Source organism: Gemmatimonas sp. (assembly GCF_044376735.1).
In the GTDB taxonomy this organism is placed as follows: domain Bacteria; phylum Gemmatimonadota; class Gemmatimonadetes; order Gemmatimonadales; family Gemmatimonadaceae; genus Gemmatimonas.
The window spans coordinates 1-5294 of the sequence record NZ_JBILKJ010000173.1; the positions used below are offsets into that span (position 1 = coordinate 1).

The following is a 5294-nucleotide window of genomic DNA, read 5'->3' on the forward strand; positions in this document are numbered from 1 at the left end:
GATAGCACCGGTCCAAACGGTTCGGTGCCGACGCCGGCAGCGCCGACCGATGCGCATAGATATGCAACGGCCAACGCCTTGATAGGTGCTACTTCGGTTCCAGAATTGCCGTCACGCGATCGGCGATGTCGCTCCAGTGGGCGCGACTGGTCGTACCGGCTGACGCCAGCGCCGCGGCGCGTGCGTCGCGCTGGATCTCGCGCAATTGCTGCCGCGCCAGTGCGGGCAGGTCGCTTTGCGCGAGCACGGGAGCGGTCACGAAGGGCGTGAAGCGGGCGGCGGCGCCACCACCACCACCGCCCGGCGGGCCGGCGGTCGGTGCCGTCGGCGGAGCAACGAGTGCTTCCAGCCGCTGGACGTACACACGCTGCAACTGACGACGACCCGCATCGGGCGCGTTGCCGCTGAACACGGTGCGCTTGAGATCATCCAGGTACTCGGCCAGCGGATACGCGTTCACCACATCGTACTTCTCCGATTCCGCCAGACGACCAAGGCGTGCCGGCGTGAGCAGCGACGTCAGCACCCCGGCCTGACGGGTCGATACCACGTTGCTCGGGCCGATCCGCTGGGCGATCCCCGGCGGCGACAACCACGACGGCGTCGTGATCACGTTCGAGGACAGGAACGCCAACGCCGCCTGCTGCCGTGCCTTGGGCACCACGCGATACACGGCGCCACTCTGTTCGGAGGTCTTGAGATCGACCTCGACGCCGCCGATCATCGTGGCCACATGGTTCATGTTGCCGAACCAGCGTGCCACCGATTCCTCGTAGAGTTCGCGCAGTTCGGTGTAGTCCTCACCCGGCGTCGACGTCCAGGCGACGAGGTTCGGGATCATGCGCTTGTAGTTCATCGTCGAGAACGTCGACGCCTTGATCGGATCGTCGCCCAGATCTTCCGTCTGATTGCGCGGGTCACCGGCGGCCAGCTGTTGCGACGCGAAGCGGTACGGAAACGCATCGGTCTGCTGCGTGAGCCAACGATGCAGCGTCGCACGCTCCGCTTCGGCACTCGGCGCGGCGATCACCCGATAGCCCCAGTTGATCGCGAAGTCGTCGAACGGTCCCACCCGACGGATGAAATCCTTGGGCTGCAGGCCGTCACCCGGCTGCGCGATGTAGTTCTGCCGCGCGTAGTCCATGATGGTGGCGCTCACGCCGTACACGCGCGTGAACGACGGACTGCGCAGCGAGTCCACCGGGAACGACGCCGACGCGATCATGTTGTGCTGCAGCCCCAGCGCGTGACCGATTTCATGTGTGATCACCTGGCGCATGGTCTCGCCCATCAGCTCTTCCGGAATATCGAGGGTACGCGCCGACGGATTGGCCGCGCCCGTTTCCATCATCAGCCAGTTGCGGTACGAGCGCATGTGGTTGTGATACCACGTGATCTCGCTGTTGATGATCTCGCCCGAACGCGGGTCGTGCGTGTGCGGACCGGTGGCATTGCGCACCAGGCTCGCCGCCCAGCGCACGATCGAGTAGCGCGCGTCGTCGAGGTCGAAGTCCGGATCTTCGGTTTTCGTTGGCGCATCCTTCGCCAGAATGGCGTTCTTGAACCCCGCCTTCTCGAACACCTGCTGCCAGTTCTCCACGCCCTCACGTACGTACCGCTTCCAGCGTGCCGGCGTGGCCGGGTCGAGGTAGTACACGATGGGCTTGACCGGCTCCACCAACTCACCGCGCGCGTAGGCCGCCGGATCCTTCGGCTCCAGGCGCCAGCGCGTGATGAACTCCTGACTCTCCGCCTTCTGCACATCGAGGCCGTAGTTCACGCGGTCCACCGAGAAGTAGCCCACGCGCGCGTCGGCGTAGCGCGGGCGCATCGGCGTCTTCGGCAGCAGCACGAAGGATTGCCGCGTCTCCATCGTGACCGTGGCCCCATCGGGATCACTGGGTGGCGTGGCGGCATCGAACGTCTGCACCTGACGCACTTCGATGTTGATCGGGAAGCCGCGCACGCTGCTGATGTAGCTGCGCGCCGCGTCGTAGCGGCGCACGCCGTAGGTGCGACGCGATGCGGCATCGAGTCCGCTGGTCGCGGGATTGTCGGAGGCAAAGAAGTCGGTTACGTCGATCACGTACGCGGCGCTGTCCTTGCCGAACGCGGCAATCGGAAACGCGCCGATGATCGCCGGATAGTTGTTCTGCGCCACGCTGCGCGCGATCGGCAGCGAGTCGTCAGCCACCGCTCCCGTGTTCACACTCTTCAGCAGCACGCGATCGTTCACCCGCTCCCAGCGGATCAGCCGCTCGTTCAGCGAGCTGCCGGCGCTCTGGAACCCGCCGGCGCCGGCCGGCACGCCGGCCACACGCGTGACCATCAGAAAGTCGCGCCCCACCAGCGAGTCGGGCACCTCGAAGAAGTAGCGATCGTCCACGCGGTGCACCGTGATGCCACCGCGTTCGGTGTAGGCGCGCGCCGGAATCACCTGCGCATAGGGCCGCGGACCGCGGCGCGCGGTCGCGGCCGCACCTTCGGCCGGGGGCTGCGGTGCCCCCGCCGCTGGGGGTGTCTGTTGCGCCAACGCCACCGGCGCCATGGCCGTGCTCGCGGCGGTGGTGAGCAGGACGCCGGCGAGCAGTTCACGAGAGAGATGCATGAGAATCCGGTACGGGAAACGGGGGTGAGGCACACGCGCCCGGCAAAAGTGCCACCTGCGATACCCGCCAGCAACGCACACGGATCGAATGTCAGCAATGTCCGTGTCGTGCGGTTGCCGCACCCTGCGGGGAATGCCTGTCCTCCCCTACATTCGACGCATGTCAACATCGTCGACCGACACGCTGCAGCGCGCCCTCACCGCGCATCAGGCGGGGCGTCTGGCCGAGGCGGAGCAGGGCTACCGCACGGTGCTCGCGCGGCACGCGACCAACGCCGATGCGGCGTATCTCCTCGGGCTCGCGGTGCAGCAGCAGGGACGGGCGGCGGAGGCCCTCGTGCTGTTGCAGCGCGCGGTTGCCCTTGCCGATCAGCGGGCCGACTTTTTCAACAGCCTCGGTGAGGCGCACCGCACGCTGGGCCAGCTGCCAGACGCCATGGCCGCCTTCCGCGCCGCGATCGCGCGACGTCCGGCCTACGTGGACGCGCAGCTCAATTTGGCAACGACCTTGCAGCAGGCCGGTCGCCTCGAGGAGGCGCTGATCATGCTTTTCGAGGCCGTCGCCGCCTTTCCCCACGAAGGCGCGCTCCGGGCACGACTGGCGCTGCTGCTGAACGGCGTGAGTCTCGGATCGGGGAATCCACTGGTCCGTTCAGTATTGCTCACGCTGTGCCATGATCCCGCGATCTCAGCGCAGTCGCTCTCGGGGGCCATGCTGGGCCTCGTGAAAGGCACGCCGGCGTACGCGGCGCTGCTGGCGGCCGTGAACCGGGACGCCGATCTGCTGGCGGTCAACCGGGACGCCCTCTACGCGCTGGCCCGCGACGACCTGCTGCTGGCGGCCTTACCACGCCTGGTGGTCACCGATCCCGAAGTGGAGTTGGTGCTCACCCGGGTCCGCAAGGCACTGTTGCTTGCCCCGGCTGGTGAGGGTTCGGAGCTCGCGCCGTTCATCGGCGCGATTGCCATGCAGGCGTACAACACCGAGTACGGCTGGGCCATCGACGCGGATGAACAACTGGCGTTGGAACAGCTGTGCGCCGAGGTCGATGCCGCCTCGGCGGCTTTGCCGATACCGGCCAACTGCGAGTCGGCGATGCTCCGCGGGGCGATGTATGCCACGGTGCGACAGTTCGCGGCGTGGAGTACCCTGGACGACGGCGCGAGCCCTTCGTGGTCTCCGGGGCTGCGCGCGCTCGTGCGCGATCAGGTGGCGGAGTACCGTGCCGAGCGCGCCATCGCCGACGCCTTGCCGACCTGGACGCCGCTCGCCAAGGGCGTGTCGTCGATGGTCCGCACGATGTACGAGGAGAACCCGTACCCGCGCTGGGTCACGCTGCAGCACCCCACGGTCACGTCGATTCCGGCCTTCGTGCGCGCATTGCATCCGGCGGACGCGTCGTCGCCAAGCGGTCGCCGTATTCTGGTGGCCGGTGGCGGCAGCGGGCAGCAACCGCTGCAAATGGCGCTGTCGTTCCCCGACGCCCAGGTGTGGTCGCTCGACTTGAGTCGGTCGAGCCTCGCATATGCCGCACGCATGGCGGCGCACCATCGCGTGGCGAATGTGCAGTTCGGTCAGGGGGACATCCTCAATATCGATGAATCGCTTGGGTCGTTCGCGATCGTGTCCTGTTCGGGGGTGTTGCATCATCTCGCCGAGCCGCTCAGCGGATGGCGTCGGTTGTTGCGCGTACTCGAGCCGCACGGCGTGATGAAAATCGGGCTGTACGCGACGGCGGCGCGTCGGCAGATCGACGCCGCGCGGGCACTGGTGAAGCAGCTCGGGTTCCCCGCAACCGATGAGGGGATCCGCGCCTGCCGCCAGGCCATCCTCGCGTTACCGATGGCGCATCCGGCGCGCGGTGTACTGGGCTTCGTCGATTTCTTCTCGACGAGCGGCTGTCGCGACCTGCTCATGCACGTACAGGAGCGCAGCTACACGCTGCCGGAGATCGCCCGCGATCTCGAAACGCTCCAGCTGCGCTTTCTCGGGTTTCAGGTGCCGGCCACGGTGCAGGCCTGTTTCCACGCCGAGTATCCGGGCCGATGGCTGGACCTGTCCGCCTGGGACGCCTTCGAAGCCGCCCATCCCGACACCTTTGCCGCGATGTATCAGTTCTGGTGCAGTCCGGCCTGACCCGCCCATAGAGACGGTGCGACCCTGACGCGCGACGCGCGCCTCGACCATCTTGCAGGCATGCTGCAATCATTTCCGAGCTTGCTTGCCTGGATTCTGGGCACCAGCGTCGCGGCCGTCGGTGGCGCCGTGACCGCGAAGGCGGCGAACGAGTTCTACGGGGTATTGAACAAGCCCATCTGGGCACCGCCAGGCTGGCTCTTCGGGCCCGCGTGGACGCTCCTGTACATCCTGATGGGCACGGCCGCTTGGCGCGTGTGGCGAGAAGCCGGCTTCGAGGGCGCAAGGGTGGAGCTCGCGTTCTACGCGGTGCAGCTCGTGCTCAACGCGGCGTGGAGTTACTTCTTTTTCGTGCGGCGCAGCGGCCTGGGGGCCACGATCGAGGTCGTGGCGCTCTGGCTCTCGATCGCCATCACGCTCGTGCTCTTCTGGCGTCGTGACACGCTCGCTGGTGTGCTGTTCGTTCCGTATCTGGCGTGGGTCACCTTTGCCACCGCGCTCACCATCGCCGTGTGGCGCCGGAATCCCACGCTCCTCTAGATTCTGATG

3 protein-coding genes are annotated in these 5294 nt (G+C 67.0%); 2 read left to right on the top strand and 1 reads right to left on the bottom strand.

Annotation, left to right across the window (positions count from 1 at the left end):
• Positions 1–88: 88 nt before the first annotated feature.
• Positions 89–2608, bottom strand: a complete 2520-nt coding sequence (locus ACIRA7_RS14680; RefSeq protein WP_396221599.1) for a zinc-dependent metalloprotease — start codon at positions 2606–2608, stop codon at positions 89–91.
• Positions 2609–2768: 160 nt separating this feature from the next.
• On the opposite strand from ACIRA7_RS14680, the gene ACIRA7_RS14685 reads away from it, so the two are divergent.
• Both ACIRA7_RS14685 and ACIRA7_RS14690 read left to right on the top strand, forming a co-directional pair.
• Positions 2769–4745: a tetratricopeptide repeat protein gene (locus tag ACIRA7_RS14685; RefSeq protein WP_396221600.1), complete on the top strand. Its 1977-nt coding sequence runs from the start codon at positions 2769–2771 to the stop codon at positions 4743–4745.
• A gap of 60 nt (positions 4746–4805) precedes the next feature.
• On the top strand, positions 4806–5285 hold the full coding sequence (locus tag ACIRA7_RS14690) for a TspO/MBR family protein (protein WP_396221601.1): 480 nt from the start codon (positions 4806–4808) through the stop codon (positions 5283–5285).
• Positions 5286–5294 lie beyond the last annotated feature (9 nt).